The organism is Pseudomonas sp. CH61 (assembly GCF_059429415.1).
On record NZ_CM182098.1, the window covers coordinates 6,326,985 to 6,353,329 of the forward strand.

The window sequence follows — 26,345 nt, forward strand, 5'->3', positions numbered from 1 at the left end:
TCATGAGCGCTCGCAAGCAACAGCTTCTCAAGGCCCATCGGCGCAACAAGCGTCTGTTCCTGATTGCCTTTCTGGTGGGGTTGTTGCTGATCGGATGGCTGGTTGCGTGGTGGCTGGTGCCGTTGTTGCTGGCGCTGGCCTGGGTCGCACACGAGGCCTGGTTTGCCGACCATTTGTTCTACCGGCCTGCTGACGACTATCACTATGACTTTCCGGCGCAAACCGCGCGGCAGGCCGTGAGCCTTGAGGGCGGCGTGGTGCGCCTGAGCGAGCCGCTGGCGCAGGGCGAGACGCTGGTGCTCGAGCTGAAAGTGAAATCCACATGGCTGGGGCGCTGGCTCGATCCCTGCGTTGAGGTGGGTGATGATCGCCAGGACTTCGAGCGTGGCGTCAAAGGGCGGCGTTTCCTTAATCTGTCCGGTCAGGCCGATGCGCTGGCGCAAGGGAATCTGGCGCTGCGTGGCCGATATTGCGTACCCGCTGCGACGGGCGTGTTATGGGTCATGGCCAATCCTGAGTATTTCCGCCAGCGGGTGATGGTCATTGCGCCCCATGCCGATGATGCGGAACTTGCCGCATTCGGCCTGTACAGCCGATGCGAAGACGTCAGTATTGTCACCCTGACCCAGGGCGAGATCGAAGCTGAAGACTTTCAGCGTCTGGGCCTTGATCAAGCAGCCGCCGCACGTTTGAAGGGTCGCTTGCGCAGTTGGGACAGTCTGGTGATCCCGCTGTGGGGGGGCGTGCCTGCCGATCGCTGTGTGCAATTGGGTTATTACTGCCTGCAACTGCCCTCGATGGCCGAAGCGCCTGCGAAGGCGTTCGGCTCCCGTGAGTCGCAGGAAAACGATGTGCGCAGCGTGCGCCGGCACAATCCGTTGACCCTGCCCGCCGACATCGATGGGCAGCCGACCTGGCAAAATCTGCTGGGCGACCTGCAGGCCCTGCTTGAGCACTATCGTCCAGAAGTGGTGGTGACGCCCCATCCTGAACTCGATCCCCACAGTGATCATGTAGCGTCTACCCAAGCGCTGCTTCAGGCTATCGCGCTGAGTAGCTGGAAACCGGCCACCCTGCTGATGTACGCCAATCACCTGCACGACAACGATCGCTGGCCGATGGGGCCTGCCGGTGCGGGGATTGCGCTGCCGCCAGCCATCGAACCGTTGCCGGCTGACCGGCTATGGAGCCCGCTGTTGTCAGCGGATGTGCAACTGGACAAAGCCATGGCCCTGGCCATGGAGCACGATCTGCAGGGGGGGCAGGCGTTCAAGCGGCAATTGCGCCGCTGGATCCAGCAAGGTCTGGCGGGTCGCCGCTGGCCTGACACAGGCAGTAACGAGTTTTTCCGCAAAGCGGTCCGGCGTCACGAATTGTTCTGGGTACGCGACCTTTCAGATTGAGGCGGACGGCGCTTTACCCTGTGTTAATATCGCGCCCCTGTTCATTTTGTATGTGGGTTGCTCCATGAAGTTGTCCATGCCGCGTTTCGATCAAGCCCCGGTCTTGGTAGTCGGCGATGTCATGCTCGACCGTTACTGGCATGGCGGAACCTCACGGATTTCCCCTGAGGCGCCGGTGCCGGTCGTTAAGGTCGAGCAGATCGAAGACCGTCCGGGTGGCGCCGCGAACGTTGCCTTGAACATTGCCGCGCTGGGTGCGCCGGCGTCGCTGGTCGGTGTGACCGGCGACGACGAAGCCGCCGACAGCCTGAGCAACAGTCTCAAAGGCGCGGGCGTACGCGCTCTGTTCCAGCGCATTGCGCACCAGCCAACCATCGTCAAGCTGCGGGTCATGAGCCGGCACCAGCAACTGCTGCGTATCGACTTTGAAGAACCGTTCGCCACCGACGCGCTGGCCCTTGGCTCGCAGGTCGATGATCTGCTCGAAGGCATCAAGGTGCTGGTACTTTCCGACTACGGCAAAGGTGCCCTGAAAAACCATCAGGCGCTGATCCAGGCCGCCCGCGCGAAGAACATCCCGGTGCTGGCCGACCCGAAGGGCAAGGATTTCTCGATCTATCGTGGCGCCAGCCTGATTACCCCGAACCTCAGCGAATTCGAAGCCATCGTCGGCGGTTGTGTCGACGAGCATGAGCTGGTGAGCAAGGGCGCCGCCCTGATGCACGACCTCGAACTCGGCGCGCTGCTGGTAACGCGCGGCGAGCATGGCATGACGCTGTTGCGTCCGGATCAGCCGGCGCTGCACCTGCCGGCGCGTGCCCGTGAAGTGTTCGATGTCACCGGTGCCGGTGACACGGTGATTTCGACCCTGGCCGCAGCGATTGCTGCCGGTGAAGACCTGCCTCACGCCGTTGCGCTGGCCAATCTGGCCGCCGGCATCGTGGTTGGCAAACTCGGTACTGCCGCCATCAGTGCTCCGGAACTGCGTCGTGCCATCCAGCGTGAAGAAGGTTCCGAGCGTGGTGTGCTGGGTCTGGAGCAGTTGCTGCTCGCCGTGGCCGATGCCCGCGCGCACAACGAAAGGATCGTTTTCACCAACGGCTGCTTCGACATCCTGCATGCCGGGCATGTCACCTATCTGGAACAGGCACGAGCACAGGGCGATCGTCTGATTGTCGCGGTCAACGATGATGCTTCGGTCAGCCGCCTCAAAGGCCCGGGCCGTCCGATCAACAGCGTTGATCGACGCATGGCGGTTCTCGCCGGCCTCGGCGCGGTGGACTGGGTGATCAGTTTCCCTGAAGGCACCCCGGAAAACCTGCTGCGCGAGGTCAAACCGGACGTGCTGGTCAAGGGCGGCGATTACGGCATCGATCAGGTGGTCGGGGCTGATATCGTCAGCGCTTACGGCGGTACCGTGAAGGTCTTGGGACTTGTGGAAAACAGCTCGACAACTGCGATTGTCGAGAAGATCCGCAGTCGTTGATCAGATGAATTTTTACCGTTGTGTACTGCGTGTGAACGGATTTTGCCTTGGGGATTTTACCGTTTCCGTTGATGTAGGCAGCTTTGAATCCGATGCGCTTGCCTGCCTACGTCGCGTGGTCAATTAACTTATGAAAGTCATGCTCCTGGTGATGGACGAGCAGCGGGTCATTCTCGACCGGCTCTACGACATCGTGCAGCAGAACTGTGATGAATGTTTCATCTATCGTTTGAGCAAACAGCAGCAGTTGAATCTGGGGTCGTTTCTGGCCTCGGTCGATTACCAGACCTTTGATCGCGTGGTGATTTTCTCCCGGGTCAAGCGTCTGGCCACGCAACTGCAGGTGCTCAAGTGCATTCCCGGGCTGGTGTTTCTCGAGCACGATGCCTACCAGAACTACATGCCGGCGAGTAAGTATCGGGGCGTGTATTCACGGCTCTATCGTCGTCTGCCAAGTTGTCGGGCGCTGGTGTCCGGTGCCGTGGTCGCGCGCAAGATGCTCGCCGAAGGCATCGACACGGTGTTCGTCTCCAAAGGCTATGACGAGCAGATGCTGCACAACACCGGCGTTGAGCGGGACATTCCGATCGGCTTTCTTGGCAGCCTGAAAAGCACCGAGTATGCCGAGCGCAAAGCCATGCTCGAGTCGCTCTCGAAGCGTACCGGGATGCTGGTGACCCGCACCCAGTCGGGTGAGGAATACCTGCAGACGCTCAATCGCATCCGGATTTTCGTCAGCGCCGACATCGGCATGAACGAGTTCATGATCAAGAACTACGAAGCCATGGCCTGCGGCTGTGTGCTACTGGCCTGGAGCCAGGGCGAAGAAGACCGCTTGCTCGGTTTTGAAGACATGCACAACACCGTGTTCTACCGCAGCGAAGAAGAGGCGGTGGAGAAGATCAAACTGCTGCAAAGCGATCCGGAACTGGCAGAGCGCATTGCCCGCAACGGCCAGGAATTCGCACAAAGCCGCTATTCCTTTGCCCGTGTCGGTCAGGCACTGGCCACGGAAATCCAGCGTGAGATGCGCCCCTGGCAACCGCCTTCAGCGTTCACACGCTTCTGGGTCAAGCTGCGTTACGGGATGAAGGTGCCGGTTTAAATGAAGGACGAACACATGGCGCTGGATGCGCTGCCCGGTGGTGATCAATCCGTGCTGGAGGCTTTGCCTGCTGAGCTTCTCGACTGTCTGGGCCGTGCGCCCCGGGTCGTGTTGATTGCCAACAATCCGGCTATCACAGCGGCGGACTTTCAGGCGCTGAACATTGGCGTCGATGACGTCGTCGTCAGCTTCAATACCTGCATCAAGGCAGCGCTGCTCAACGAGCACAGTGTCAATGTCTTCGTGCATGGCTACAACGCGCCCGACGCGTATTTTTTTGGTCTGCCTTACGCACCGCCGGTACAGCGGATGTTCGAACAAGCGAGCGAGCGCTGTTTCAGCATGCTGGTGGGCTGCGCCGCACCGATGTGTCCACTGCCACGTGTGGCCATGTACTGGGATCGCATTCCACTGCCGCCGCTGTGGAACTACCCGGTCGATCGGCCGGGCGGCAAGCGCTATGTCGGCCCTTCCACCGGCTTCAACACGCTGGTGCTGTTCGACTGGTTGCGCGGTCACGCCGGTTATAGCTATCAGCTCATGACCCTCGGGTTTTCCAACGAAGCAGGAAAGCTGTGGGGTGGCCATGCGTGGGATTACGAGCGTGACTGGCTGCAGAAGTCGGACATCATCGTGGTGCCATTGCAGCCCCGGCGCTGGTGGCAAAAGCTGTTTCGGCAAAAGTAAGTCACGTCGTGAATCCGGTTGCCAGCAGGCCCGATCTACTTTCAAAAGGTGCTGTTGAGTGTTGAAAATTGCCGTGGCTTTTTTCGGGATCCCGAGGAATTCGCCGATCTGTTTCCCCTCCATCGAACAGAACGTGCTGGCGCAGTTGCCTGCGGGCAGCGACGTAAAGTGCTTCTACCACCTGTACAAGATCGATGAGGTGCAGAACTCGCGTTCCGCCGAGAAAGGCGAGCTGACGGCGGATAATTACCAGCCCTTCGAATCCATGACCGGCACGCTGACCTCGACCGAGGGGGTGCTGGAGCGCTGGGATTTCGAGCAGGTCAAAGCGCAGGGCGATACCTGGGCTGATGACTATGCGTCGCTGCGCAATCTGATCTATCAGCTCAATTCGCTGCACACCGTGACCACCATGATCGAATCCTTCAACCCGGATTTCGTCGTGTTCGTGCGCCCCGACAATTTCTTTCACAACGCATTGCCACGCTATGTCTTCGCTCATCCTGAGGTGCGCAAGCACAACGCTTATATTCCGGACTGGCAGTGGTGGGGCGGCTTGAACGACCGGTTTGCGATTTGCGGGCGCGATACATACGTCGCGTACGGCAAGCGGATCGAGCGCATTTTCGATTTCTGCAAGGCGACAGGCCGAAAGCTGCATTCCGAGCGCTTGCTCAAATATGCCCTGCAGCAGGTCGATGCCAAAATCTGCACGCTGCCGACTCAGGCATCACGGGTGCGCATTACCGGTGCCTTTGCCGAAGAATCGTTTTCGCCCAAGCGCGGCATGGGCAAGCGCGAAAACCGCTACTTCCATTTCTTCGCCGGGTTGCGCACCTGGTGGGATCGCCGGCGCTAAACCGCTATTTGGCGGTTTTTTTACCCAGCCCGACTAATCGCAGCGCCTTGATACTCAGCTGCTTGAGACCCTGACGCGGGGCTTTCGCCGGTTGCAGGCCCTGTTGCACCAACCAGTCCTTCCAGCGTATCCGCTCCTCGCGCACGACCCAGCCGGTTTGGGTGGCAAAGCTCTCGGCCAGATACAGACCTCGGGTGCTGGCCGGTATGAGTTTGTCGCGCTTGAGCGTGTACAACTCGGCCAGTGGCGCGCCGTCCTTGAGTGGCATCAAGTACAGGTCGGGGCGCTTGCGGTCGAGTCGGGCCACCAGTTGATCACCTTCAAGACGCTCGTCAACGTGAAACAGGCTCAAGGATTTTGCTTCCTTGGGCACATCCAGGCGCAGATCGTAGATCAATTGCAATGAGGCGGTCGGCAGGTGCACGTAGGCCCGAGGCCGTTCGAGCAATTGCAGATTGGCGCTGCGTATGGGGCGCGCCGAGCCGGACAATGGCGTCAGGCGAAACGGCAAAGCCTCGCGGTAGTGCAACGCCGCCGAGTAGGGCGCCGGCAGCCAAGTGTCGTTGAAGCGTCCGCCGAGCCAGCCTTCTGGCGTCTCGAGCAAACACTCTTCGGCAATTTCCTGAATGGCGGTGTGCAGCGGAATATTCAATTCGTGGGCCGGCACGTAGCCGGAAATCAATTTGAGCACGACGTCGCCACGATCCTGTCGGCGCTGGCGCACCAGCACCCAATAGTCGCGATTCTGCCAATGCAGGGTCAGGCGTACCGAAACGCCGAGGTTGGCCAGTTCCAGCGAGAAGCGCTCGGTATCGGCCACGCTCACCGGTTTGCGCCGCTGCAAGGTCTGCGCGAAGTTCAGCGGCATGCCGACGCTCTGATAGGTCAGGCCTTCGGGGGTGGCTTCGACGAACAGCGGCAGGGTCTTGAAGTTGCTTGGGTTCTTTCTGATGAGCGTGCGCGGCATATCGGCTCCTGCTTAAGGCCGCGAGGCGGCGTCAGTGACCACGTAGGACCTGGGCAACGGTCGCAACGTTGTGGGCGAGGTGCAGCGGATTGATCGTGCCGACAATAGCACTGGCCACGCCAGGCTGCGCGAACAGCAACTCGAAACTGGCGCGCACCGGATCGATGCCGGGGCTCAGGCAAACATGACCGCTGGCCAAGGCTTTTTTCACCAGAATGGCTTTGCCGTGGGCAGCAGCATAGTCAATGACAGCTTTCTCGTTTTGTTCGTTCAGATTGTAGGTGACCATCGCGCAGTCGCCTTGCTCCAGGGCTTTCAAGCCACCTTCGACGGTTTTGCCGGAGAAGCCGAAGCCGCGAATCTTGCCTTCGGCCTTGAGCGCCGCGAGTGTGGCGTAAACCTCTTCGTGCTCGAGGATGGCCATGTCGTTGCCGTCGGAATGCACCAGCACCAGGTCGATAAAATCGGTTTCAAGACGTTGCAGGCTGCGTTCCACCGACATCCGTGTGTGTGCTGCACTGAAATCGTGCTGCGACAGACCATCGGCGAATTCTTCGCCGACCTTGCTGACGATTACCCACTCTTGCCGCTGGCCGCGTAGCAACGGGCCGAGGCGTTCTTCGCTGCGGCCATAAGCCGGGGCGGTGTCGATCAGGTTGATGCCCAATTCCCGCGCCTGACGCAGCAGCATGCGTGCTTCGTCGTCGCCGGGAATCTGAAAACCGTTGGGGTATTTCACGCCTTGATCGCGGCCGAGTTTGACCGTGCCCAGACCCAGTGGCGAAACCATCAGGCCGGTGCTGCCCAATGGGCGATGAAGGTTGTGCAGGGTGGCGATAGTCATGGCAGCAACTGCTCCCAGGCGGGAACGCCCATTGGGGGTTTTGGCAGCGCCGGCAAAGGTTCGGCGGCTTGCGGCTGAATGCCGTCGCGCTCAAGGGAGGCGATGACTCGGTCAGCAAAGTCTGGCGCCAACGCCAGTTTGGTCGGCCAGCCGACCAGCAAACGGCCCTGTTCGGCGAGGAACGCGTTGTCCGGGCGCGTGAGGCCGGTTTGCAGTGGCTCGGCACGGTCGACACGCAGGGTCGCCCATTGTGTGGTGCTGAGGTCGATCCACGGCAACAACTGTGCGATCTCTTTCTGCGCGGTGGCGATCTGCTCGGCCGGTTCGCGATTCACACCTTCGCTTTCGGCGATGTCGCCGCCCATGTACCAGACCCACTGACCGTCAGCGGCCGGGTGGGTGGTCACGGTGATGCGCGGTTTGGTGCCGCCACCCAGGCAGTGCGCGTACAGCGGTTTGAGGCCTGGGCCTTTGGCGATGATCATGTGCAATGGTCGGCGTTGCATGGCCGGCTGGCTGAGGCCGAGGTGTTCGAGCAGTTGCGCGGTGCCGGCGCCGGCGCTAAGGACGATGCGCTGCGCGCGCATCTCGCGCCCGTCGACTTTCAAGCCGACCAGCACGCCCGCTTCCAGCAGTGGCTCGATGGTTTGCCCGGCGAGCAGGCCATCGCCGGCCAGATCGGCCAGACGCTGAATCAGGCTCGGCACGTCGACCACCAGTTCGGCGAGGCGGTAAACCTTGCCCTTGAAGCGTTTGTCTTGCAGGGCCGGCGGCAGTTGCTCGCCCTTGACCTGATCGACCCGGCCGCGCACGGCTTTGCTGGCGAAGAAACTGGTGAGGTTGCCGGCGAGGGTGCCGGGCGACCATAGATAGTGAGCCTCGGACAACAGGCGCACGCCGGACAGGTCCAGTTCGCCATCGCCGGCCAGCGCTTCACGCCAGCGCCGCGGCATGTCGGCGATGGCTTCCGAGGCACCGGTCAATGCACCGTGCAACGCGTATTTGGCGCCGCCGTGGATGATGCCCTGGGACTTCACACTCTGCCCGCCGCCGAGGCTGGCGCTTTCCACCAGCACGGTCGAAAAACCCTGACGGCGCAGACGCGCATTCAGCCAGAGGCCGGCGACACCAGCGCCGACAATCAGAACGTCGGTGGAAATAACGGATGGCATGCAGCGACCTCAGTGTTCAAGACGAGGGCGCAGTATACAGACTCGGGAAAGGGGCGGATTTGTCGATGATCAACAGAGGGAATGCAAACCTGTAGGAGTGAGCCTGCTCGCGATAGCGGTCTATCAGACGACATAAATGTTGAATGACAGATCGCTATCGCGAGCAGGCTCACTCCTACAGGGGGATGTGTTTTGTCTTTAGTGGCCGGCAGTTTTCGAGAACAGCTGGATCACCACGACGCCCAGCACGATCAACGCCATCCCCAGCATCGCCGGGATATCCAGTTTTTGCCCGTAGATAAACAGCGCCGCGACACTGACCATCACGATGCCCATACCGGCCCAGACCGCGTAGGCGACGCCGACCGGAACGGTGCGCACCACCAGCGTCAGCATCCAGAACGCAATCGCGTAACCGACGATAACCAGCACCAACGGCAGCGGCGTGCTGATGCCTTTGACGGCTTTCATCGACACGGTGGCGATCACTTCGGCGCAGATGGCAATGGCCAGGTAAGCGTAGGCGTTCATGGTTCAAATCCTCAAGGTGAAACGTTGTTGGCTGAGCCGCATTCTAGAGATTCGCCAGATGGGGTAAAGTCATTACCTATCTGTTAACAAGATGGGTTGGTGAGTCAGCATGCAATGGAATCTCGATCAACTGCGGGTGTTTATCGGCGTTGCCGAGCAGCGTTCGTTTTCGGCCGTGGCGCGCCAGCAGCGTAAAGCGCAGTCGGCGATCAGTAGCGCGATTGCCATGCTCGAAGATGATTTGGGCGTCAGCCTGTTCGAGCGTAGCAGCGGCCGCCAGCCAACGCTCACCGAGGCGGGCGAAGCGTTGTTGGAAGAGGCGCGGGAAGTCCTGCGCCAATGCGAGCGTCTGAATGGCCGGGCGATGGCGATGATGCGTGGCCAGGAAGCGCAACTGCGCGTGGCCCAGGACGAGGCGATGCCCTATCAGGCATTGGTGGAAAGTTTCGGTGAACTGGCCGAGCAATTCCCCAGCCTTGAAGTGCAACTGACCAGCGCCGCCCAAGGCGAAGTCGCACACAAACTGGTCGAGCGCCGGGCCGACCTCGGTTTGCTGTTCTATCACGACGAAATCCCCGAAGCGCTGGAGCGCCGCGTGCTCGGCAGCGTGGAAATGGTCACCGTCTGCGGTATCAATCATCCGCTGGCGAAGCAGTCTTACGTGACCTGCCAGCAACTGGCGCAACACCGACAGTTGCTGATGTCGACGCAAACCAGTGTCTATCCCGGCAACGAGCCGGCCAGCCCACAGGTGTGGCGTGCCGACAGTTTTTACGTCATGTCCGAATGGCTGGTGCGTGATCTCGGCTGGGCCTGGTTGCCGCGCCATGTGGTGCAGTATTCGGCGTATCAGGGCTTGATGGTCGAACTCGACAGCGAATGGACACCGCCGGCACTGGTGGTCGAACTGGTCTGGCGCCGCGACGAACCGCTCGGCCCGGCCGCGCGTTGGCTGGCCGAACGTTTTGCCGTGCACTTGCGGGCGATCAGCGGCAAAAGCCGATAAACTCCGCCGCCATGAATAGAACTCTGTACACCGCGCTGTTTTACCTGGGGCTGCCATTGGTGGCGATTCGGCTGTGGCTGCGCGCACGCAAGGCACCGGCGTATGCCCGGCGGATTGGCGAACGTTTCTCCTACGGCATGCCGACGCTGCAACCCGGCGGCATCTGGGTGCACGCGGTGTCGGTGGGCGAAAGCATTGCTGCGGCGCCGATGATCCGCGCCTTGCTGCAACGTTATCCGACGCTTCCGATCACCGTGACCTGCATGACGCCGACCGGTTCGGAGCGGATTCAGGCGCTGTTCGCTAATGAACCGCGCATTCAGCATTGCTATCTGCCGTATGACTTACCGTGTGCGGCGGCGCGTTTTCTTGATCGCGCTCAGCCCAAGCTTGCGGTGATCATGGAAACCGAGCTGTGGCCCAATCACATTCATCAGTGCGCCAAACGCGGTATTCCGGTGGCGCTGGCCAATGGACGTTTGTCCGAGCGTTCGGCACGCGGCTATGGCCGCTTCAGCAAGCTGACCGCGCCGATGCTTGCCGAAATGAGTTTTTTCGCAATCCAGACCGAAACCGAAGCCCAGCGCTTCCGTAATCTCGGCGCGCGCCCGGAAACGGTCGAAGTCACTGGCTCGATCAAGTTCGACCTGACCATCGACCCACAACTGCTGCAACGCGCCGCTGATCTGCGCGGCCAATGGCAGGCGCTGGAACGTCCAGTGTGGATCGCCGCCAGCACCCACGAAGGCGAAGATGAAGTGGTGCTCGATGCCCACCGTCGTTTGCTGGCTAATCACCCGGATGCCCTGCTGATCCTGGTGCCACGTCACCCGGAACGCTTCAACTCGGTGTTCGAGTTGTGCCAGCGCGAAGGCTTTGCCACGGTGCGGCGTTCGACCGGGGCCAATGTCGATGCGCAGACGTCGGTGCTGCTCGGCGACACCATGGGTGAGTTGCTGTTTCTCTATGCCTTGGCGGACAGCGCGTTTGTCGGCGGCAGCCTGGTCGCCAACGGTGGGCACAACCTGCTGGAGCCGGCAGCCTTGGCGAAACCAGTGATCAGCGGCCCGCACCTGTTCAACTTTCTCGACATTGCTGCGCAATTGCGCGAAGCCGGAGCGTTGGCGGAAGTGGATGATGCCGAAGGGCTGGCGGTGGAGGTGCAGCGCTTGTTCGAATTGCCGCGCGATGCGCAGCGTATGGCCGACGCCGGGCTGGCGGTGATGCGCCGCAATCAGGGCGCGTTGCAGCGTTTGCTGGATGGGTTGGGCCGACTGATCAAGTAAAGCAAAAAGATCGCAGCCTTCGGCAGCTCCCACATTGGAATACGTTTCCTGTAGGAGCTGCCGAAGGCTGCGATCTTTTGCTTTTAAGGCTTAGGGCCGGGCTTTTAGCTGCGCCTCGGCAGCCTTGGCCAGATCCGGCGGGAGGAAATCCTTGTCCGGGTTGTAGTCAGCCTTCAGATAGCGCCGCAGATCTTCCAGATCACCCGGATTCAGCGTTCCCGCCGCCTGCTTCAGACGCAGGTTGTCGAGGATGTAGTCATAACGCGTGTTGTTGTAGTTGCGCACCGAGGTGTACAGCTGCCGCTGCGCGTCGAGCACGTCAACGATGTTGCGCGTACCGACCTGATAACCGATTTCCGTGGCTTCCACAGCGCTCTGGTTGGAGATGATCGACTGGCGGCGCGCCTGCACTTGCTCGACATCGGTGTTCACTGCGCGGTGCAGGTTGCGGGTGTTTTCGACGATCTGTCGACGCAGCGATTCGCGCTGTTGTTCGCTCTGATTCAGTTGCTCATACGACTGACGCACTTGCGAGCTGGTCAGTCCGCCGCTGTAGATCGGGATATTCAGTTGCAGACCGACCGTGCTCTGCTCGACATTGTCACGGTACGGCACGCCAAAGGCGTTCGGGTTGGAAAAGCCGAGGGCGTCGTTGTCGCCTTTTTCGTATTTGGCTACGGCATCGAGGGTCGGCAAGTGGCCGGCCTTGCGCTGCTTGAGCGTTTGCTCGGCAGAGCTGACCGCGTAGTTGCTGGCGAGCAGATTGAGGTTCTGCCGCGCCGCCGTGTCGACCCAGGATTTCGCATCGTTCGGCGCCGGCGGCAGGATCGGCAGCGTGTGGACGATGCCTTGAATCGAGTTGTACTGACGGTTGGTCAGGGTGATCAGCGCTTCGAACGCATCATCAACCTGACGCTGGGCAACGATGCGGTTAGCCCGCGCGGTGTCGTAACTGGCTTGCGATTGCAGCACGTCAGTCTTGTCCGACAGGCCCACGTCGAAACGCTCGTTGGATTGGTCGAGCTGGCGCTTGAACGCCGCTTCTTCGGCCTTGGTCGACGCGAGGTTGTCCTGGCTGCGCAGCACGTTGAAATAGCTTTCGGCCGATTGCAGGATCAGGTTCTGCTCAGTCGCCGACAGTTGCAGCGCGGCTTGCTCATTGACGTCTTTGGCGGCCTGGTACTGGAACCAGCGATCGGCGCGGAACAATGGTTGGGCGAGGGTCGCCTGATACGAGTGAGCACTGCGATTGGCCGTGGCCGAAGGCTGATCGATCGACGTCCGTACATTGGCCACTTCGGCACCGCCGGACAAATTCGGCAGCAGCCCGGCACGCGCCTGCGGCACCACTTCTTTCTGCGCGCCGTACTGGGCGCGGGCGGCGGCGAGGTCGGCGTTGTTGTCGACCGCCTCCTGATAGACGCTGACCAGATCGGTTTTGGTCGACAAGGGCGCTTCTGCTGCCCAGGCCATTGCGTTGGACGCACAAGACACGGCAACAGCCAGTGAGAGTTTGCGCAGCATGAGGCGATCCCTAGCATTAATATTATGGAAGTAATCCGGGCGCCAACGTTAAGGCGCAGGCCCCACAGCGTCAAGGCGTGGCGGGGCAAAGCGAGTGTAGTTGCGCATTTGCCTCACAACAATCGGCCAAGCCCCTGTATTTATGCCATTCATCATGGTGTTTGCTGCGGTGTTGGCGTTCTTTGCCGGTTGTGTCTAGACTGGCCGGGTTCTTGTCGGGGTGCCTTGCTATGAGGCTGAGATCGAATAATTTCGGATCCCGTTGAACCTGATCAGGTTAGCGCCTGCGTAGGGAACAAGATTTCTCGTCACCCGGCGAGTCCTCTTGTGCTTCGTCCGGGAAATTGTTCGACAATCGAACGCTCGACGACGATGCACAGCACCGGTCCTGGTGCGTCCGTGCCTTTCAGGTTCTGCTCCGACAATCCACTGCCTGGATGCTGTCTGGAGAGCCCGTGATGACGACAAAATCAAAAAACGCGATCAACCTGAGTGACTCGGCCAAGGTCGACGAGCAATCGGTCAAGCCGTTCACCCGTTCGCAAAAAGTCTACGTTCAGGGCTCGCGCCCGGACATCCTCGTGCCGATGCGCGAAATCACCCTCGACGTGACGCCGACCGACTTCGGCGGCGAAATCAACGCGCCCGTCACCGTCTACGACACCTCGGGCCCGTACACCGATCCGAACGTGGTGATCGACGTACGCAAAGGCCTGGCCGATGTGCGTTCGGCGTGGATCGACGACCGTGGCGACACCGAGCGTCTGGCCGGCCTTAGTTCCAACTTCGGTCGCGAACGCCTCGCCGATCCGGAATTGACCAAACTGCGCTTTGCCCACGTCAACAATCCGCGCCGCGCCAAGGCCGGTGGCAATGTCACGCAGATGCACTACGCGCGTCAGGGCATCATCACGCCCGAGATGGAATTCGTTGCCATCCGCGAAAACATGAAACTTGAAGTGGCCCGCGCCGCCGGTCTGCTGGATCAGCAACACCCGGGCCACAGCTTCGGCGCCAGTGTGCCGAAAATCATCACCCCTGAATTTGTCCGTGAAGAGATCGCCCGTGGCCGCGCAATCATTCCGGCCAACATCAACCACACCGAACTGGAACCGATGATCATCGGCCGTAACTTCCTGGTGAAGATCAACGGCAACATCGGCAACAGTGCCTTGGGTTCGTCCATCGAAGAAGAAGTGGCGAAACTGACCTGGGGTATTCGCTGGGGCGCGGACAACATCATGGACTTGTCTACCGGCAAGCACATTCACGAAACCCGCGAGTGGATCATCCGCAACTCGCCGGTGCCGATCGGCACGGTGCCGATCTATCAGGCGCTGGAAAAAGTCGGCGGCGCGGCCGAAGACCTGACCTGGGAGCTGTTCCGCGACACGCTGATCGAGCAGGCCGAGCAGGGCGTCGACTACTTCACCATTCACGCCGGCGTGTTGCTGCGCTACGTGCCGCTGACCGCCAAACGCGTGACCGGTATCGTTTCCCGTGGCGGTTCGATCATGGCCAAGTGGTGCCTGGCGCATCACAAGGAAAACTTCGCCTACACGCATTTCGAAGAAATCTGCGAAATCATGAAAGCCTATGACGTCAGCTTCTCGCTGGGTGATGGCTTGCGTCCGGGGTCGATTGCCGACGCCAACGATGCCGCGCAATTCGGCGAACTGGAAACCCTCGGCGAACTGACCAAGATCGCCTGGAAGCACAATGTGCAAACCATGATCGAAGGCCCGGGCCATGTGCCGATGCAGTTGATCAAAGAGAACATGGACAAGCAGCTGGAGTGCTGCGACGAGGCGCCGTTTTACACCCTCGGCCCGCTGACCACCGACATCGCCCCGGGCTACGACCACATCACCTCGGGTATCGGTGCGGCGATGATCGGCTGGTTCGGTTGCGCGATGCTTTGCTACGTGACGCCGAAGGAACACTTGGGCCTGCCGAACAAGGATGACGTGAAGACCGGGATCATCACGTACAAGATTGCTGCCCACGCAGCGGACTTGGCCAAAGGGCATCCGGGCGCACAGATTCGCGACAACGCCTTGAGCAAGGCGCGTTTCGAATTCCGTTGGGAAGACCAGTTCAACCTCGGCCTGGACCCGGACACCGCGCGTTCGTATCACGATGAAACCTTGCCGAAGGATTCGGCCAAGGTCGCGCACTTCTGTTCGATGTGCGGGCCGAAATTCTGCTCGATGAAGATCACTCAGGAAGTCCGCGAATACGCGGCCAACCAGCGGATCGACGCGGTCGACGTGGACGTCGCCCAAGGCCTGGCGGAACAGGCCGAGCGGTTCAAGAAGGAAGGCAGTCAGCTGTACAAAAAAGTGTAAGCAGCAAGCTGCAAGACTGATCGTTCCCACGCTCCGCGTGGGAATGCAGCCCGTGACGCTCCGCGTCACTGGACGCAGAGCGTCCCTAGAGGCATTCCCACGCAGAGCGTGGGAACGATCACAACACAACAAAAATGTCCCTCTGAGATAACACCCTTGAGCATTCAACCCAGCACTTATTCTCCCGACCTCGCCGTGCCCGCCGACAAGCGTGTATTCGGCGGTCGCGACCTGTTTTCCCTGTGGTTCTCCCTCGGCATCGGCCTGATGGTTCTGCAGACCGGCGCATTGCTCGCGCCAGGTCTGGGCCTGTCCGGTTCGCTGCTGGCGATTTTCCTTGGCACGCTGGTCGGCGTACTGTTGCTGGCCGCCGTTGGCGTGATAGGCAGTGACACCGGTCTGTCGTCGATGGCCGCCCTCAAACTCAGCCTCGGTAGCAAAGGCGCGAGCCTGCCGGCGCTGCTTAATCTGCTGCAACTGATCGGCTGGGGTTCGTTCGAAATCATCGTCATGCGCGATGCGGCCAGCCTGCTTGGTACCCGCGCGTTCAGCGAAGGTTCGCTGTGGTCGAACCCGATGTTGTGGACGCTGTTTTTCGGTGCGTTGGCAACCTTGCTCGCGGTCAGCGGGCCGCTGACCTTTGTGCGGCAGATTCTGCGCAAGTGGGGCATCTGGCTGCTGCTGGCGGCGTGCCTCTGGCTGACCTGGAACCTGTTCGCCAAAGCCGATCTGGCCGATCTCTGGTCGCGTGCCGGTGACGGTTCGCTGCCGTTCGCCGTGGGCTTCGACATCGCCATTGCGATGCCGCTGTCATGGCTGCCGCTGATTGCCGATTACTCGCGTTTCGGCAAGCGGGCGAAGAATGTTTTCGGCGGTACTGCCGTCGGTTTCTTCATCGGTAACTTCTGGCTGATGAGTCTCGGCGTCGCCTACACTTTGGCCTTCGCGCCAAGCGGTGAAGTCAATGCGCTGCTGCTGGCTCTGGCCGGTGCCGGTCTGGGCATTCCGCTGTTGCTGATTCTGCTGGATGAGTCGGAAAACGCCTTCGCCGATATTCACTCGGCGGCGGTTTCCAGCGGGATTCTGTTGCGCCTGAAAGTCGAGCATCTGGCTTTGGCCATCGGTGTGATCTGCACGCTGATCGCCCTGCTGGCGCCGTTGGCGCAGTACCAGAATTTCCTGCTCTTGATCGGTTCGGTGTTTGCGCCGCTGTTCGGCGTGGTGCTGGTCGATCACTTCATCCTGCGCAAGCGCAGTGCTCAAGTCGCGTCGGCCGCATTGCGCTGGCCGGCGCTGTTGGCGTGGCTGGGTGGCGTTAGCACCTACCACTTGCTGGCGAATCTGTATCCGGATGTCGGCGCAACCCTGCCGGCGCTGGTGCTGGCAGGGCTATTGCAGCTAGTGCTGGGCCGGGCCTTCAGTTACGGCCGGGAAATAGCTCGGGCTTGAGAATGCCGTTCAGGCGCGGATAAGGAATCTTCAGTTCGACGTGGCCCAGCGCGTAAGGCGCAATGGTGGTCACGTCGTACTTGAGGATCACGCCGCCGTAGGTCAGCGCCACGTTCGGGGTTTTCACGAACGGCCAGTTCGCCACGAACTCCGGCTCCTGATCGAGCTTGGTGCTGATCAACCAGCTGTTGTGCGCGACCTGCGCCGCTTTCCAGAACGCCTCTTCCTGACCCGGCATCAGCATGTCGGACAGGTTCAGCACTTTGTGCTGCTGGCGCGAATAGTTGATGAAGCCGCGACCCGGGGTGCCATGCGCGCCGCCGGTGTCGAGGTAGCTCGACAACTCGATGATCACCAAGCCGTCATGCTGCTCACGTACTTTCGCTTGCAGGTAGCTGCTGTTGCGTGGGCCGGCGCTGGCCAGGAACTGATCGCGGTAGGCCGCCAGGGTCGGCGCTACCGGGGCGTTTTTCTCGGTGCGGGTCATTTGCAGCAGACGTTTTTCGATGATGCCGTCCAGCGCAGGTTCGGCCGGGAAGCGTAGGGTGTCGATGTTTACCAGCGGGCAATCCGGGTTGGAACAGCCCGGTTTCAGTTGTTCCGACGCATCGCGGGTGGTTTCCAGCGGCGTGCGGTAATTGGGTTGGAACAGGCTGGCGCACGCGCCCAGGGTCAGGGCAATGGCGGCCACGGAGGCAATTTTGAAAAGCGACATGGGCGTCCTTTCGAAAGCAGGGGAAGGCAAAAAGATATCCGCTTCGACTCTCGCAGAAGCAGTCAGTTCGCCACTAAGCTAATTAGAGTGGGTTTCGCCTCCACCGTCCATCCCGCTGACGGTAAAGGGGCTGCATCAAACCGTTCGGGCGCGTTAGGATGGCGCGAAGTCGAGGTTGCCAGTCACACAGAGCAACCTCGTAATGGATCTGCAGTAAAGAGGATGCTCATGACTGATTTTGCCAACGCCATTCCGACCGCTGTCGATATCGTGCGGCGCGAAAAATGCTACGAGGGCTTTTACAAGCTCGACCGTGTTCACCTGCGCCATGAATTGTTCGCCGGTGGCATGAGCCGCGAAATCAACCGTGAAATCTTTGTCCGTCACGATGCCGTGTGCATGCTGCCGTACGATCCGCAGCGCGATGAAGTGGTGCTGATCGAGCAGTTCCGCATCGGCGCCATGGGCAAGACCGACAATCCATGGCTGGTCGAGCTGGTCGCTGGTCTGATCGATAAGGATGAGCAGCCGGAAGAAGTTGCTCACCGCGAAGCGCAGGAGGAAGCTGGGCTGGACATCAAGGCACTGTGGCCGATGACCAAATATTTCCCGTCGCCGGGTGGCAGCAACGAGTTCGTGCATTTGTACTTGGGGCGTTGCAGCACTGACGGCGTTGGCGGCCTGCATGGCCTGGAAGAAGAGGCAGAAGATATCCGCGTTACGGTCTGGGCCTTTGAAGATGCCTTGCAGGCCGTCCGTGACGGACGCATTGCCAACGCGGCGAGCATCATCGCTTTGCAATGGCTGGCGCTGAACCGCGCCGAAGTGAGGGGGTTATGGTCGTAAACAAGTTGCGCGATCGCTATCGAGTCGACCTCGTGGGGCTGCAAGCCGCCTGCGAGGCCAACTACGCGCGCCTGATGCGACTGCTGCCGGACATGCGCAACGAGCCTGAGGCGCGGCGCATCGCCGTGACTCAGGGCGAGCAGATGCTCGGCGTGCTGGCCCTCGAAGTGCTGCAAACCTGCCCGTACACCACAACGTTGCAAGTGCGCCAGGAACACAGCCTGCCGTGGTTGCCGGTGCCGCAACTGGAAGTGCAGGTCTATCACGACGCGCGCATGGCTGAAGTGGTCAGCGCCGAACATGCCCGACGCTTTCGTGGCATCTATCCTTATCCGAATGCGGCGATGCATCAGCCGGATGAAAAGGCTCAGCTCAATCTGTTTCTGGGGGAATGGCTGAGTCATTGCCTGGCGTTGGGGCACGAGTACGAAGTCGTACGCTAGTTGTGAACTGCGTCCGGTTCGGCGGTTTCCTCTTTCTGTCATCCCCCAGCATAATTGCGGCACTCGATCGATTCCGTGCTTTTGCCTTGGGAGAACGCCTTGCCGAGCGTATCCACGTTGACCACCGCCGATCCGGCGTTGCTGGTGCAGTTGTCCGACAGCCATTTATTCGCTGAAGCGGACGGCACGCTGTTGGGTATGAACACCCGCGACAGCCTGCAAAAGGTCATTGAGTTGGTGCTGGGGCAGCAGCCGCAGATCGATCTGATTCTGGCCACCGGCGATATCTCCCAGGACGGCACGCTGGAGTCGTATCAGCAATTTCGCCAGCTGAGCGCGCAGATCGCTGCCCCGGCGCGGTGGATTCCCGGTAATCACGACGAACCACAGATCATGGCGGTCGCCGCCGTTCAAAGCGCATTGCTGGAACCGATTGTGGATATCGGCAACTGGCGGGTGACGATGCTTGATTCGGCTGTGCCGGGTTCGGTGCCGGGGTATTTGCAGGACGATCAACTGCAACTGCTGGCCCGCTCGCTGAGCGAAGCGCCGGAGCGTCATCATCTGGTGTGCTTCCACCATCATCCGGTGTCGATTGGATGCGCATGGATGGAGCCGATTGGCTTGCGCAATCCTGAAGCATTTTTCGAGGTGCTGGATCGTTTTCCACAGGCCCGCGCGGTGTTGTGGGGGCATGTGCATCAGGAGATTGATCGCGAGCGCAATGGCGTGCGCTTGATGGCTTCGCCTTCGACGTGCATTCAGTTCGAGCCGGGGAGTGAGGATTTCAAGGTCGGGGAGCAGGCGCCGGGGTATCGCTGGTTGCGGTTGTTGCCGGATGGGCGGTTGGAAACCGGGGTTGAGCGCGTTACCGGTTTTGCCTTCACCGTCGATTACGGCTCTGACGGTTACTGATTTTCGATCAAAAGCCCCTCACCCCAGCCCTCTCCCGGTGGGAGAGGGGGCCGACCGAGGTGTCTGGCGTCATACGCCGACCTGAAATACCGAGTCGATTATGGATTCGGCAAATTACTTTCAGGTCGGCGTACTTCTGAAATATCCCCCATTCAGTTCCCTCTCCCTCCGGGAGAGGGCTAGGGTGAGGGCAGCTCGTGCTGTCACACCAAATTATCAAGCCCACCCCCAATCCGCTCTTCTCTCCCTGTAAACTCCGCAAACCCAAACCGACACCCAGGGAGCTCAAATGTCCGGTTCGATCCTCTATATCCACGGTTTCAACAGCGCCCCAGCCTCGAAAAAGGCCTGTCAGCTGGTCACGGTGATGGAGCAACTGGGTTTGAGCGACAAACTGCGTGTTCCGGCCCTGCATCACCACCCGCGCGAAGCCATCGGTCAGTTGGAACAAGCGATTGCCGAACTGGGCAGCCCGCTGCTGGTGGGAAGCTCACTCGGCGGCTACTATGCGACTCACCTGGCCGAGCGCCATGGCCTGAAAGCCCTGCTGGTCAACCCGGCGGTCAGCCCGCACCGGATGTTCGACGGCTATCTGGGCACGCAGAAAAACCTGTATACCGATGAAACCTGGGAATTGACCCACGACCACGTCACCGCTCTGGCTGAACTGGAAGTGCCGGCGCCTCAGGATGCCCAGCGCTATCAGGTCTGGTTGCAGACCGGCGATGAAACACTGGATTATCGCCTCGCCCAGCAGTATTACCGGGCCTGTGCCTTGCGCATTCAGGCTGGCGGCGATCACAGTTTCCAGGGGTTTGCCGGGCAATTGCCGGCGTTGCTGAGTTTTGCCGGCATTGGCGCCGATGTGTATCAGGCAATCGATTTCACCGCACTGTGAAGTCTTGCCCCTATTTCATGAATGACTGACGACGAGACCTTATGGCCACTCCCAGCGCTAGCTCTTATAACGCCGACGCCATCGAAGTCCTCTCGGGCCTCGACCCGGTGCGCAAACGCCCCGGCATGTACACCGACACCAGTCGGCCGAACCACCTCGCCCAGGAAGTCATCGACAACAGCGTCGACGAAGCCCTGGCCGGCCACGCCAAATCGGTGCAGGTCATCCTGCACGCCGACCATTCGCTTGAAGTCAGCGACGACGGTCGCGGCATGCCGGTCGACATTCACCCGGAAGAGGGTGTTTCGGGCGTCGAGCTGATCCTCACCAAGCTCCATGCGGGCGGCAAGTTTTCCAACAAGAATTACCAGTTCTCCGGCGGTTTGCACGGCGTGGGTATTTCCGTGGTCAACGCCTTGTCGACCGAAGTCCGTGTGCGCGTCAAGCGTGACGGCAACGAATATCAGATGACCTTCAACGACGGCTTCAAAGCCTCGGAACTGGAAATCGTTGGCACCGTCGGCAAGCGCAACACCGGCACCAGCGTGTACTTCGCGCCAGATCCGAAATACTTCGATTCACCGAAATTCTCCATCAGCCGCCTCAAGCATGTGCTCAAGGCCAAGGCTGTGCTGTGCCCGGGCCTGCTGGTCAGCTTTGAAGACAAAGGCACTGGCGAGAAAGTCGAGTGGCATTACGAAGACGGCCTGCGCTCGTATCTGGTCGATGCGGTCAGCGAATTCGAACGCCTGCCGAACGAGCCGTTCTGCGGCGCTTTCGCCGGTAACAAAGAAGCGGTCGACTGGGCGCTGCTGTGGCTGCCGGAAGGTGGCGACGCGGTGCAGGAAAGCTACGTCAACCTGATCCCGACGGCGCAGGGTGGTACCCACGTCAACGGTTTGCGTCAGGGCCTGCTCGATGCGATGCGCGAGTTCTGCGAATTCCGCAGCCTGCTGCCGCGCGGCGTGAAGCTGGCGCCGGAAGACGTCTGGGAGCGCATCGCGTTCGTCCTGTCGATGAAAATGCAGGAGCCGCAATTCTCCGGCCAGACCAAAGAGCGTCTGTCATCGCGTGAAGCGGCGGCGTTTGTCTCCGGTGTGGTCAAGGACGCCTTCAGCCTGTGGCTCAACGCCAACCCGGAAACCGGTCTGGCGCTGGCTGAACTGGCGATCAACAACGCCGGTCGGCGCCTCAAGGCCAGCAAAAAGGTCGAGCGCAAACGCGTCACTCAGGGTCCTGCGTTGCCGGGTAAGCTGGCTGACTGCGCCGGGCAGGATCCGATGCGTTCCGAGCTGTTCCTCGTCGAAGGTGATTCCGCTGGCGGTTCCGCCAAGCAAGCGCGGGACAAGGAATTCCAGGCAATCCTGCCGTTGCGCGGCAAGATCCTCAACACCTGGGAAGTCGACGGCAGCGAAGTGCTGGCCAGCCAGGAAGTGCACAACATCGCCGTGGCCATCGGTGTCGATCCTGGCGCGGCGGACATGAGTCAACTGCGTTACGGCAAGATCTGCATCCTCGCCGACGCCGACTCCGACGGTCTGCACATTGCCACGCTGCTCTGCGCGCTTTTCGTCCAGCATTTCCGCCCGCTGGTGGATGCCGGTCACGTCTACGTGGCGATGCCGCCGCTGTATCGCATCGACTTGGGCAAAGAGATCTATTACGCCCTCGACGAGGCCGAGCGCGACGGCATTCTCGACCGTCTGGTCGCCGAGAAGAAACGCGGCAAACCACAGGTCACTCGATTCAAAGGTCTGGGTGAAATGAACCCGCCGCAGCTGCGTGAAACCACCATGGACCCGAACACCCGGCGTCTGGTGCAACTGACGCTGGGCGAAGATTTCGCGCAAACCTCGGAAATGATGGACATGCTGCTGGCGAAGAAACGCGCCGGTGACCGCAAGACCTGGCTCGAATCCAAAGGCAACCTCGCCGAGGTGCTGGCCTGATGCGGTTTGGCTGGGCCTTGGCGGGTGCGTTGCTGCTGAGTGCGATGAGCGTGTCGGCCGAGCCGTTGCAGGAATTGCGCGTGCTCTCCGAGCACCCGGTCGACGGCATGCGCGGCGGCAACCTGTCGGGGCTGGCCATGTGTGGCGGCGAGTTGTGGACGGTGTCGGACCGCGATGACGATCAGATCTATCGGCTCGATACCGCCGATCAGGTCTGGCAGGCCGAAGCCTTGCACATCGACGTACCCCTGGTGCCTGAGACCGGTTTGCCGTGGGGGTTACGCTCGCGCAATTGGGCCGCGTCGTTCGTGCGCGGTGGCGATCTGGATTTCGAAGGCATCAGCTGCGACAGCGCCGGTAATCGCTACATTGTCAGCGAGGGTCATGCGGCGGTCTTGCAGGTGCCCGTCAGCGGCGCGGTCAACTGGCTGAAGATCTCGCCGATGATGGTTCGCGAAGCGCGGGCCAGCGGCATGCTCCTGCATTTCAATGCGATCTTCGAAGGCCTGGCGATCAGCCCGGCGGGCGATCAGATGTGGCTTGCCGCCGAGCGGCAAAGCCGTGGCTTGCTGCTGATCAAGCGCCAGCAGACGGTGTGGGATTGCGACGGTCGTTGCGTGCTGCTCAGCGAGGGCGGCAAGGAAATGCAGCCGCCGCAGTTTCCGAAGGCCAGAGCGGTCGACCGAGACTTTTCCGACCTTTCGTTGTTTAACGGCAAATTGTTTACCCTTGAGCGCAACGCCTTCCAGATTTGTCGGCGCGATGCGCAGACCGCCAAGGTCGAGCGTTGCTGGTCGTACGCCGCGGAACTGTTGCAGGCCAACCGCCGTTACTCGCAGAACTTCGGGTTGGAAGAGGCGCTGATCGTTGACGCTGAGGGTGCATGGGTCGGCGTCGACAATAATTTCGGCCCGCGCGCCGACGGTGAGGTTCGGCCGATCGTCTGGCGCTTCGCTGCACCTGACGGTGGCTGGAGCGCCAAGCCATGAGCCAGCAACCGCCGGGCAAGCGCGCCGGTCGGGTGCTGATGATTCTTGCGTGGTGCGCGGCACTGTTTCTGGCCACGCGGTTTTTCGGCCAGTGGGAGCAACGCCAGCAGAATCCGAACGTGGTGGTCACGTCGGAGCAGGGCCAAGGTTTTATCGAGGTGAAACTGGCCGGCAATGCCCAGGGGCATTTTGTCGCCAGTGGTCAGATCAACGGTGAGCCGGTGGAGTTCATGCTCGACACCGGCGCAACCGATGTAGCGATCCCGGCTGATCTGGCCAAACGTTTGAAGCTGGAAGAAGGTTTCGGAGTGACCCTGAGCACGGCCAATGGCTTGAGCCAGGGCTATCGAACCAAAATCGACCGCCTGCAACTGGGCGACATCGTGCTGCGGGATGTTCGCGCACTGGTGGCGCCGGGGCTGCATGGCGATCAGGTGCTGCTCGGCATGAGCGCCCTGAACAAACTTGAATTTACTCAGCGCGGTGGCACCATGCTGCTGCGCCAGACAACGAACCGATGAGGCCTGCATGAGCAACCCCCTTGATCTCAGCCTGGACGGTGTAGAACGCCGCTCGTTGGCCGACTTCACCGAAAGTGCCTACCTCAACTACTCCATGTACGTGATCATGGACCGTGCCTTGCCGCATATCGGCGACGGCCTGAAACCAGTACAGCGTCGCATCATTTATGCGATGAGCGAGTTGGGCCTGGACGCCGATTCCAAACACAAGAAATCGGCGCGTACCGTCGGTGACGTGCTCGGTAAGTTCCACCCGCACGGCGACTCGGCGTGCTACGAAGCGATGGTGCTGATGGCCCAGCCGTTCAGCTATCGCTACACGCTGGTCGACGGCCAGGGCAACTGGGGTGCGCCGGATGATCCGAAGTCCTTCGCCGCCATGCGTTACACCGAAGCACGCTTGTCGCGTTATTCCGAAGTACTGCTCAGCGAACTCGGCCAAGGCACTGCCGACTGGGGCCCGAACTTCGACGGCACCTTGCAGGAGCCGCTGGTGTTGCCGGCGCGCCTGCCGAACATTCTGCTCAACGGCACCACCGGCATCGCCGTGGGCATGGCCACCGACGTGCCGCCGCACAACCTGCGTGAAGTCGCCACCGCTTGCGTGCGTCTGCTCGATGAGCCGAAAGCCACGGTTGAACAACTCTGCGAACACATTCAGGGCCCGGATTATCCGACCGAAGCGGAAATCATCACGCCGCGCGCTGACCTGCTGAAAATGTACGAAACCGGCAAGGGTTCGGTGCGCATGCGCGCCGTGTACCACGTCGAGGACGGCGACATTATCGTCACCGCGCTGCCGCATCAGGTGTCCGGTGCGAAAGTGCTGGAGCAGATCGCTGCGCTGATGCAGGCGAAACCGTCGAAAGCGCCGCAGATCGCTGACCTGCGTGACGAATCCGACCACGAAAACCCGTGCCGCATCGTCATCATCCCGGTCAACAGCCGCGTCGATCACGAAGCGCTGATGCAGCACCTGTTCGCCAGCACCGAGCTGGAGTCGACCTACCGGGTCAACGTCAACATCATTGGTCTGGACGGCAAGCCGCAGCTGAAAAATCTGCGTGCCTTGCTGGTTGAATGGCTGGAATTCCGCGTGCAGACCGTGCGTCGCCGCCTGCAATTCCGCCTCGACAAGGTCGAGCGTCGCCTGCACCTGTTGGACGGTTTGTTGATCGCTTACCTCAACCTCGATGAAGTGATCCACATCATTCGTACCGAGGAGCACCCGAAAGCCAAGCTGATCGAGCGTTTCGCCCTCAGCGAGATTCAGGCCGACTACATCCTCGACACGCGTCTGCGTCAGTTGGCGCGACTGGAAGAGATGAAGCTGCGCGACGAGCAGGACGAACTGCTCAAGGAACAAGCCAAGCTGCAAGCCCTGCTGGGCAGCGAAGCCAAGCTGAAGAAGCTGGTGCGCACCGAGCTGATCAAGGATGCCGAAACCTATGGCGACGACCGTCGTTCGCCAATCGTTGAACGCAGCGAAGCCAAAGCGTTGACCGAACACGATCTGCTGCCGAACGAGAAAGTTACCGTCGTCCTGTCGGAAAAAGGCTGGATTCGTTCGGCCAAAGGTCACGACATCGACGCCACCGGCCTGTCGTACAAGGCGGGCGACGGCTTCAAGACCTCGGCGGCGGGGCGCTCCAACCAGTCTGCCGTGGTGATTGACTCCACCGGCCGCAGCTATTCGGTTGCTGCGCATACGCTGCCGTCGGCGCGAGGCCAGGGCGAGCCGTTGACCGGTCGTCTGACGCCGCCACCGGGAGCGACCTTCGAATGCGTGCTGATGCCGGAAGACGACGCGTTGTACGTGATCGCCTCCGACGCCGGTTACGGTTTCGTGGTGAAGGGCGAAGACCTGCAAGCCAAGAACAAGGCTGGTAAAGCCCTGTTGAGCCTGCCGAACAACGCCAAAGTGATCGCGCCGCGCCCAGTGGCTGATCGTGAGCACAACTGGCTGGCCTCGGTCACGACCGAAGGTCGCCTGCTGATCTTCAAAATCAGCGATCTGCCACAATTAGGGAAGGGCAAAGGCAACAAGATCATCGGTATTCCCGGTGAGCGTGTGGCCAGTCGCGAAGAATATGTCACGGACATCGCCGTCATTCCGGAAGGCGCCACCTTGGTGCTGCAGGCCGGAAAACGCACACTGTCGCTGAAGGCCGACGACCTTGAACACTACAAAGGTGAACGTGGACGTCGTGGCAACAAGCTTCCAAGGGGCTTCCAGCGGGTCGATGCGCTGCTCGTCGAAAACCTCAATTAGGCGTCCTAGAGAGCTCGGTCCACGATTTAACGCGTAGATCGACGCTTTGGCGCTGGAGTCGGAACGCATATTCACGGATGATATGCCCTTTCCAAGCGCCGGCGTGGCCGAGCGTTCTTCATATTTATTG

23 protein-coding genes and 1 riboswitch are annotated in these 26,345 nt (G+C 60.7%); of the genes, 17 read left to right on the forward strand and 6 right to left on the reverse strand.

What is annotated here, in order from left to right; genetic code table 11:
• Window positions 1-2 precede the first annotated feature (2 nt).
• From AC5SEM_RS28470 to AC5SEM_RS28490, 5 genes are all read left to right on the forward strand, one after another.
• Window positions 3-1,403: a PIG-L deacetylase family protein gene (locus AC5SEM_RS28470; protein ID WP_495471771.1), complete on the forward strand. Its 1,401-nt coding sequence runs from the start codon at window positions 3-5 to the stop codon at window positions 1,401-1,403.
• A gap of 64 nt (window positions 1,404-1,467) precedes the next feature.
• Window positions 1,468-2,889, forward strand: a complete 1,422-nt coding sequence (gene hldE / locus AC5SEM_RS28475) for a bifunctional D-glycero-beta-D-manno-heptose-7-phosphate kinase/D-glycero-beta-D-manno-heptose 1-phosphate adenylyltransferase HldE (RefSeq protein ID WP_038360264.1) — start codon at window positions 1,468-1,470, stop codon at window positions 2,887-2,889.
• 130 nt (window positions 2,890-3,019) lie between these two features.
• Window positions 3,020-3,994, forward strand: coding sequence for a glycosyltransferase family protein (locus tag AC5SEM_RS28480; RefSeq protein ID WP_454562435.1), 975 nt, complete (start codon window positions 3,020-3,022; stop codon window positions 3,992-3,994).
• Entirely contained in the window at window positions 3,995-4,681 is a 687-nt protein-coding gene (locus tag AC5SEM_RS28485) for a hypothetical protein (protein ID WP_495471772.1), read from the forward strand.
• 58 nt (window positions 4,682-4,739) lie between these two features.
• Complete coding sequence (locus tag AC5SEM_RS28490; protein ID WP_495471773.1) at window positions 4,740-5,540, forward strand: hypothetical protein; 801 nt, start codon at window positions 4,740-4,742, stop codon at window positions 5,538-5,540.
• 4 nt (window positions 5,541-5,544) lie between these two features.
• Here the strand turns inward: AC5SEM_RS28490 and AC5SEM_RS28495 are convergent, their stop codons facing one another.
• The 4 genes from AC5SEM_RS28495 to AC5SEM_RS28510 all read right to left on the reverse strand — a co-directional run bounded on the left by AC5SEM_RS28495 (window position 5,545) and on the right by AC5SEM_RS28510 (window position 9,054).
• Window positions 5,545-6,507, reverse strand: a complete 963-nt coding sequence (locus tag AC5SEM_RS28495) for a metal ABC transporter ATPase (protein WP_077570552.1) — start codon at window positions 6,505-6,507, stop codon at window positions 5,545-5,547.
• Window positions 6,508-6,538: 31 nt separating this feature from the next.
• Window positions 6,539-7,351, reverse strand: coding sequence for an aldo/keto reductase (locus AC5SEM_RS28500; RefSeq protein ID WP_495471774.1), 813 nt, complete (start codon window positions 7,349-7,351; stop codon window positions 6,539-6,541).
• Window positions 7,348-8,523, reverse strand: coding sequence for an NAD(P)/FAD-dependent oxidoreductase (locus tag AC5SEM_RS28505; protein ID WP_495471775.1), 1,176 nt, complete (start codon window positions 8,521-8,523; stop codon window positions 7,348-7,350). The genes AC5SEM_RS28500 and AC5SEM_RS28505 overlap by 4 nt, the downstream gene beginning before the upstream one ends.
• A gap of 198 nt (window positions 8,524-8,721) precedes the next feature.
• Complete coding sequence (locus tag AC5SEM_RS28510) at window positions 8,722-9,054, reverse strand: DMT family transporter (protein WP_007915730.1); 333 nt, start codon at window positions 9,052-9,054, stop codon at window positions 8,722-8,724.
• 109 nt (window positions 9,055-9,163) lie between these two features.
• Here AC5SEM_RS28510 and AC5SEM_RS28515 point away from each other — a divergent pair, with 109 nt between their 5' ends.
• Window positions 9,164-10,060 carry a LysR family transcriptional regulator gene (locus AC5SEM_RS28515; RefSeq protein ID WP_123593028.1) on the forward strand — a complete coding sequence of 299 codons (897 nt, stop codon included), beginning with the start codon at window positions 9,164-9,166 and terminating at the stop codon, window positions 10,058-10,060.
• Between the two features lie 11 nt (window positions 10,061-10,071).
• A complete protein-coding gene (gene waaA, locus AC5SEM_RS28520) occupies window positions 10,072-11,346 on the forward strand; it encodes a lipid IV(A) 3-deoxy-D-manno-octulosonic acid transferase (protein WP_495471776.1) in 1,275 nt (424 codons plus the stop codon).
• A gap of 90 nt (window positions 11,347-11,436) precedes the next feature.
• On the opposite strand, the gene AC5SEM_RS28525 is transcribed toward waaA, so the two are convergent.
• Window positions 11,437-12,870 (reverse strand): TolC family outer membrane protein, encoded by a 1,434-nt coding sequence (locus AC5SEM_RS28525; protein ID WP_038360286.1) that lies wholly within the window; start codon window positions 12,868-12,870, stop codon window positions 11,437-11,439.
• Between the two features lie 206 nt (window positions 12,871-13,076).
• A riboswitch (TPP riboswitch) is annotated at window positions 13,077-13,182 on the forward strand.
• Window positions 13,183-13,328: 146 nt separating this feature from the next.
• On the opposite strand from AC5SEM_RS28525, the gene thiC reads away from it, so the two are divergent.
• On the forward strand, window positions 13,329-15,218 hold the full coding sequence (gene thiC / locus AC5SEM_RS28530) for a phosphomethylpyrimidine synthase ThiC (protein WP_495471777.1): 1,890 nt from the start codon (window positions 13,329-13,331) through the stop codon (window positions 15,216-15,218).
• A gap of 156 nt (window positions 15,219-15,374) precedes the next feature.
• Complete coding sequence (cytX, locus tag AC5SEM_RS28535; protein WP_495471778.1) at window positions 15,375-16,667, forward strand: putative hydroxymethylpyrimidine transporter CytX; 1,293 nt, start codon at window positions 15,375-15,377, stop codon at window positions 16,665-16,667.
• On the opposite strand, the gene AC5SEM_RS28540 is transcribed toward cytX, so the two are convergent.
• Complete coding sequence (locus AC5SEM_RS28540) at window positions 16,636-17,382, reverse strand: RsiV family protein (RefSeq protein ID WP_077570566.1); 747 nt, start codon at window positions 17,380-17,382, stop codon at window positions 16,636-16,638. The two genes, cytX and AC5SEM_RS28540, sit on opposite strands and share 32 nt — an antisense overlap.
• A gap of 228 nt (window positions 17,383-17,610) precedes the next feature.
• Between AC5SEM_RS28540 and AC5SEM_RS28545 the strand changes: the two genes are divergently transcribed.
• From AC5SEM_RS28545 to parC, 8 genes are all read left to right on the forward strand, one after another.
• Complete coding sequence (locus AC5SEM_RS28545) at window positions 17,611-18,228, forward strand: NUDIX domain-containing protein (protein WP_077570568.1); 618 nt, start codon at window positions 17,611-17,613, stop codon at window positions 18,226-18,228.
• Window positions 18,219-18,671: a DUF1249 domain-containing protein gene (locus AC5SEM_RS28550; RefSeq protein ID WP_016985685.1), complete on the forward strand. Its 453-nt coding sequence runs from the start codon at window positions 18,219-18,221 to the stop codon at window positions 18,669-18,671. Before AC5SEM_RS28545 ends, AC5SEM_RS28550 begins: the two co-directional genes overlap by 10 nt.
• Window positions 18,672-18,770: 99 nt before the next feature.
• Window positions 18,771-19,586 carry a 3',5'-cyclic-AMP phosphodiesterase gene (gene cpdA / locus AC5SEM_RS28555; RefSeq protein ID WP_495471779.1) on the forward strand — a complete coding sequence of 272 codons (816 nt, stop codon included), beginning with the start codon at window positions 18,771-18,773 and terminating at the stop codon, window positions 19,584-19,586.
• 289 nt (window positions 19,587-19,875) lie between these two features.
• Window positions 19,876-20,484 (forward strand): YqiA/YcfP family alpha/beta fold hydrolase, encoded by a 609-nt coding sequence (locus tag AC5SEM_RS28560; protein ID WP_077570573.1) that lies wholly within the window; start codon window positions 19,876-19,878, stop codon window positions 20,482-20,484.
• 41 nt (window positions 20,485-20,525) lie between these two features.
• A complete protein-coding gene (gene parE, locus AC5SEM_RS28565) occupies window positions 20,526-22,433 on the forward strand; it encodes a DNA topoisomerase IV subunit B (RefSeq protein WP_116031994.1) in 1,908 nt (635 codons plus the stop codon).
• Window positions 22,433-23,422 (forward strand): esterase-like activity of phytase family protein, encoded by a 990-nt coding sequence (locus AC5SEM_RS28570; protein WP_495471780.1) that lies wholly within the window; start codon window positions 22,433-22,435, stop codon window positions 23,420-23,422. Before parE ends, AC5SEM_RS28570 begins: the two co-directional genes overlap by 1 nt.
• The gene (locus AC5SEM_RS28575) at window positions 23,419-23,943 is read left to right on the forward strand and encodes a retropepsin-like aspartic protease family protein (protein WP_077570579.1); all 525 of its coding nucleotides are present in this window, start codon (window positions 23,419-23,421) and stop codon (window positions 23,941-23,943) included. Before AC5SEM_RS28570 ends, AC5SEM_RS28575 begins: the two co-directional genes overlap by 4 nt.
• Window positions 23,944-23,950: 7 nt before the next feature.
• A complete protein-coding gene (parC, locus tag AC5SEM_RS28580) occupies window positions 23,951-26,215 on the forward strand; it encodes a DNA topoisomerase IV subunit A (protein ID WP_137217704.1) in 2,265 nt (754 codons plus the stop codon).
• Window positions 26,216-26,345: the final 130 nt, after the last annotated feature.

Excerpts from the sequence above, each read along its gene's own strand:
- AC5SEM_RS28500 (WP_495471774.1), bottom strand. The coding sequence starts at position 7,351 with ATGACTATCGCCACCCTGCACAACCTTCATCGCCCATTGGGCAGCACC.
- AC5SEM_RS28470 (WP_495471771.1), top strand. The coding sequence starts at position 3 with ATGAGCGCTCGCAAGCAACAGCTTCTCAAGGCCCATCGGCGCAACAAG.
- waaA (WP_495471776.1), top strand. The coding sequence starts at position 10,072 with ATGAATAGAACTCTGTACACCGCGCTGTTTTACCTGGGGCTGCCATTG.
- AC5SEM_RS28505 (WP_495471775.1), bottom strand. The coding sequence starts at position 8,523 with ATGCCATCCGTTATTTCCACCGACGTTCTGATTGTCGGCGCTGGTGTC.
- parC (WP_137217704.1), top strand. The coding sequence starts at position 23,951 with ATGAGCAACCCCCTTGATCTCAGCCTGGACGGTGTAGAACGCCGCTCG.
- AC5SEM_RS28515 (WP_123593028.1), top strand. The coding sequence starts at position 9,164 with ATGCAATGGAATCTCGATCAACTGCGGGTGTTTATCGGCGTTGCCGAG.
- AC5SEM_RS28575 (WP_077570579.1), top strand. The coding sequence starts at position 23,419 with ATGAGCCAGCAACCGCCGGGCAAGCGCGCCGGTCGGGTGCTGATGATT.
- parE (WP_116031994.1), top strand. The coding sequence starts at position 20,526 with ATGGCCACTCCCAGCGCTAGCTCTTATAACGCCGACGCCATCGAAGTC.
- AC5SEM_RS28550 (WP_016985685.1), top strand. The coding sequence starts at position 18,219 with ATGGTCGTAAACAAGTTGCGCGATCGCTATCGAGTCGACCTCGTGGGG.
- AC5SEM_RS28560 (WP_077570573.1), top strand. The coding sequence starts at position 19,876 with ATGTCCGGTTCGATCCTCTATATCCACGGTTTCAACAGCGCCCCAGCC.
- AC5SEM_RS28540 (WP_077570566.1), bottom strand. The coding sequence starts at position 17,382 with ATGTCGCTTTTCAAAATTGCCTCCGTGGCCGCCATTGCCCTGACCCTG.
- AC5SEM_RS28570 (WP_495471780.1), top strand. The coding sequence starts at position 22,433 with ATGCGGTTTGGCTGGGCCTTGGCGGGTGCGTTGCTGCTGAGTGCGATG.
- AC5SEM_RS28495 (WP_077570552.1), bottom strand. The coding sequence starts at position 6,507 with ATGCCGCGCACGCTCATCAGAAAGAACCCAAGCAACTTCAAGACCCTG.
- AC5SEM_RS28525 (WP_038360286.1), bottom strand. The coding sequence starts at position 12,870 with ATGCTGCGCAAACTCTCACTGGCTGTTGCCGTGTCTTGTGCGTCCAAC.
- AC5SEM_RS28545 (WP_077570568.1), top strand. The coding sequence starts at position 17,611 with ATGACTGATTTTGCCAACGCCATTCCGACCGCTGTCGATATCGTGCGG.
- thiC (WP_495471777.1), top strand. The coding sequence starts at position 13,329 with ATGACGACAAAATCAAAAAACGCGATCAACCTGAGTGACTCGGCCAAG.
- AC5SEM_RS28480 (WP_454562435.1), top strand. The coding sequence starts at position 3,020 with ATGAAAGTCATGCTCCTGGTGATGGACGAGCAGCGGGTCATTCTCGAC.
- AC5SEM_RS28510 (WP_007915730.1), bottom strand. The coding sequence starts at position 9,054 with ATGAACGCCTACGCTTACCTGGCCATTGCCATCTGCGCCGAAGTGATC.
- hldE (WP_038360264.1), top strand. The coding sequence starts at position 1,468 with ATGAAGTTGTCCATGCCGCGTTTCGATCAAGCCCCGGTCTTGGTAGTC.
- AC5SEM_RS28485 (WP_495471772.1), top strand. The coding sequence starts at position 3,995 with ATGAAGGACGAACACATGGCGCTGGATGCGCTGCCCGGTGGTGATCAA.